At 74.8% G+C, this 727-nt stretch carries 1 protein-coding gene; it reads right to left on the bottom strand.

All coding sequences use genetic code 11. From position 1 onward, the window contains the following. A partial coding sequence (locus WDZ17_RS17375; protein ID WP_339576433.1) for a hypothetical protein occupies positions 1 to 727 on the bottom strand: 727 nt, incomplete at both ends.

The raw sequence follows: 727 nt of genomic DNA, 5'->3' as shown, positions 1-727 counted from the left end.
GCCCGCTCCGAGCGGCGGGCCACCAGGTCCACCACCCCCGGCAAGCTCGCGACCTCCCGCGCCGCGGCGTCAGCCGCGGCCACGGCCACGGCCGCGGTGGTCGCGGCGTCGCTCGTGGCCGCAGCGGGCGGGTTCGCGGGTGCGGCGTCCGTGGCGTTGTCAGCGGCGCGTTGGGCGCTGAGGCGTCGAGCCAGGGCCCGGTCCCGGCGGGCGGTGACCTCACCGGCCGACCACTGCCCGAGCAGGTCGTGCACTGCACGCTGGGGGTCGACGTGCCGGTTCGTGCGGACGCTGACCTGCCGCGCGTAGTCGGCCGCGGCCTGGGAGAACGGGGCGTCCAAGCCATGGGCGTGCTCCCACACCAACTGGTGCCACTGCCCGGTGTCGGGGTCGCGGAAGTGCACGTGCCGCACGTCGGAGACGTCGACGTGGAAGGGCCACTTGCCGGCGTGCACCCCACCGAAGGGGGAGCGGTGGCCGCGGTGCAGGTTCAGGCCCGGCCCGTTGTACCGCTGGCCGTGGATCTCGACGCCGTAGTGCTGGATGGTCCGCCACTCCACCGCGAGGAAGTCGTAGGCGAGGCCGGGGCGGGCGGGCAGCCGCAGCTTTCCCGCGCGGGCGAGGCCGACCTCGAACATCTCTGCCGGGGAGAACGACGCCTGCGGCAGTTGGGGGATGCACAGTCCCGCGTGGGCGGTGTGGTGGTAGACCGAGGCGACCCACTGGC

It is taken from the genome of Pseudokineococcus basanitobsidens, from assembly GCF_037482545.1.
Lineage (GTDB): Bacteria > Actinomycetota > Actinomycetes > Actinomycetales > Quadrisphaeraceae > Pseudokineococcus > Pseudokineococcus basanitobsidens.
Note: the sequence above shows the minus strand (reverse complement) of the source record. Positions and strands in the feature narration are given on the sequence as shown.